General features: G+C 65.8%; 2 protein-coding genes. Both read right to left on the bottom strand.

Annotation, left to right across the window (positions count from 1 at the left end; all coding sequences use genetic code 11):
- Positions 1-121: 121 nt before the first annotated feature.
- Complete coding sequence (locus tag WAW85_RS05025) at positions 122-1,348, bottom strand: acyl-CoA dehydrogenase family protein (RefSeq protein WP_422558547.1); 1,227 nt, start codon at positions 1,346-1,348, stop codon at positions 122-124.
- 51 nt (positions 1,349-1,399) lie between these two features.
- On the bottom strand, positions 1,400-2,560 hold the full coding sequence (gene sfnG, locus WAW85_RS05020; protein WP_422558546.1) for a dimethylsulfone monooxygenase SfnG: 1,161 nt from the start codon (positions 2,558-2,560) through the stop codon (positions 1,400-1,402).
- Positions 2,561-2,648: the final 88 nt, after the last annotated feature.

Here is a 2,648-nt window from a genome sequence, read left to right as displayed (position 1 = left end):
GTCCAGTGCCTGTTGGGCGGTCCGGATGCGTAGAGGCACTGGAGGGTTCCTTTCGTGGTGGTTTCGACGGGCTCAACGGTCGACGGGCTCAACGGTCGAAGGGCTCAACCGTCGACGTGATTCAGCTGTAGAGGGTGAACTGGGGTGCGCGGCGGTTGAGCACCCAGTCGCCGATTTCGCGGGCTTTGTAGGCCACCGGATCGTGCACCGTGTGCACGCGCAGGTTGCGCCAGTGCCGGTCGAAGCCGTACGCGCTGGTCGTTGCCCGGGCACCCTGGATCTCGAAGAGCCGGGAAGCGACGTCCAGAGAGACTTTGGTGGTGAGGTACTTGGCCTCAGCGATGGCGACCGCCGCCTCGGCACGCTCCTCCGGGGTGAGCGCGGTGCCGGTGTTCAATGCGTGCTGGAGCGCGTCTCCGGCCCGGTCGGCAAGCAGTGCCGCGGCCCGGATTTGCGCCTGCAACTCACCGATCAGCTCCAGGTGGTACGGATCGTCGGTGGCGGTGTCCAATCCGGAAGTCTCCCACGGGCTGGCGTGCAGCCGGGTCCAGTCCAGGGCTTCGTCGAGCGCGCCTTCGGCGGTGCCGATGTAGAAGTTCACAAAAGCCAGTTGCCAGTGCGGGGTGACCAACGTCTGGAACGCGGACAACTCTTTGCCGGTGAGCGGATCGTCACCGAGGATCTCCGCGCGGGCGATCGGGGTGTCGGCGAAGACGACGCCACCGGAGTCGGTGAGACGCTGGCCGATGTTGTCCCAGTCCCCGAGCGGAGTGAAGCCCGCACGGCCGGCCGGAATGGAGAGGAAGACGAGTTCTCCCTCGAAGGCCGCGGTCACCGAGAGCTGGTCGGCGACGCTCGCGCCGGAGGCGAAGGTGCGACGGCCGTTGAGGCGGAAGGCGTCGCCGTCGCGGGTCAGCTCGAGCCCGTCGGCGCCGCGCGGATTCTGGACCCCGCCCCAGAAGAGCTTCTCGGCGGCATTGCGACGGGACAGCGCACGGGCTTGCTCCGGTGTGCCGAACAGATGCGGAATCCGTTGCTGCGCATAGTGATAGCCGAGCAGGTGAGCAATCGATGTGTCGCCGCGCGCAATGCGCCGGGTGATCTGCTGCGACTGGGCGTAGGTCAGGCCGTCGCCGCCGAACTCGACGGGCTCGCCCACCTGCAGGAGGTCGTGCTCGCGGAGCAGACCGATCTCGGTGAGCGGGTCGGCATTCGCCCGATCGCGTTCGGTGGCGGTGGCGCGTAGCTCGGCGGCGACCAGGTCGGCCCGGCCCAGGGCGGCGGTGAAGCGGGCGGCGTTGTCAGTGCCGGTGTGGACGGAGGTGGGACGGTTGTCGATGGTGGTCATGTCAGTGAAATCCTTCGTGTGGGAGTGATTGTGTGGGGCTGGCCGGGCGGGTCAGGTGAGGACGCCGTGACGGACGAGCTCGGATTCGAGGCGTCCGCTGGACGCCAGGTCGGCCTCCAGTTCGCGGACCAGGGGCAGGATGTTCTCGCCGAAGTACGTGACATCGTCGAGATAGTGGAGGAAGCCGAGGAGGAAGAGGTTGACTCCCCGCGTCTTGTAGGCGACGATCCGCTCGGCGATCTGCTCGGGCGTACCGATCAGACCGGTGCGGAAGCCGTCGTTGTATTGGACGAGGTCGGCGAACTCGGAGTCCTGCCACATGCCCTTGCCATCGCCAGCCGATCGGCCCGCCTGCTTCACAGCGCTCCCGAATCCGGCGACGGCGTCGCGGTCGGCCTTGTCGATGATCTCCCGGAGCACGTCGCGGGATTCGGCTTCGGTGTCGCGGCCGATGAGGAAGCCGTTCAGACCGAATTTGACGGTCCGATCATGCAGGGCCGCTTCGGTGTTCACGTCGATCACCTGCTCGGTGATCCCGTCGAAGTCTTTGCCGTTGCTGAAATACCAGTCCGAGACCCGGCCGGCCATCGCGCGGGCGGCGGTGGAGTTGCCGCCCTGGAAGATCTCCGGGTGAGCCCGGCCCGGGACCTCGACCGGTTTGGGTTTCAGGTCGAAGTCGTGCAGGCGGTAGAAGTCGCCTCGATACTCCGCGTGTTCGCTACTCCAGATCTCGCGGAGGTAGCCGATGAATTCTTCGGCGCGGCGGTAGCGTTCATCGTGCTCCAGCCACGGCTCGCCGAGCTTGGTGAACTCGTCTTTGAACCAGCCGCTGACCACGTTGACGGCGGCGCGGCCACCGGAGATCTGGTCGGCGGTCGCGATCAACTTGGCCAACACTCCCGGTTGCCACAGTCCGGGATGGACGGCGGCGATCACCTTGAGACGTTCGGTGGCCAGCAGCAGAGCGAGCGAGAAGCTGGTGGATTCGTGCTGGTAGGCCGCGCCGTAGGAGGCGATGTACCGGACCTGAGTGAGCGCATAGTCGAAGCCGTTGTTCTCGGCCAAGACCGCGAGCTTCTTGTTGTAGTCGTAGGTCCAGTCGGTGCGTTGCTCGATGGTCGAAACCACCAGGCCGCCACTGACATTGGGCACCCAGTAGGCGAACTGAAGCGGTTCGTGGGCCGCTTCGAGTCGGGAATTGTTTTCGGGCATGACGAAATAGACCTCCTCGAGGTCGTGAATCAGGAAGAAGATGGTTCAGGCGGGCGGGGATGTCAGCGACATCGGCGAGGTTCTGCGG

The sequence above is a fragment of the Gordonia sp. (in: high G+C Gram-positive bacteria) genome (assembly GCF_049299075.1).
Taxonomy (GTDB): domain Bacteria; phylum Actinomycetota; class Actinomycetes; order Mycobacteriales; family Mycobacteriaceae; genus Gordonia.
Note: the sequence above shows the minus strand (reverse complement) of the source record. Positions and strands in the feature narration are given on the sequence as shown.

Excerpts from the sequence above, each read along its gene's own strand:
- WAW85_RS05025 (WP_422558547.1), bottom strand. The coding sequence starts at position 1,348 with ATGACCACCATCGACAACCGTCCCACCTCCGTCCACACCGGCACTGAC.
- sfnG (WP_422558546.1), bottom strand. The coding sequence starts at position 2,560 with ATGCCCGAAAACAATTCCCGACTCGAAGCGGCCCACGAACCGCTTCAG.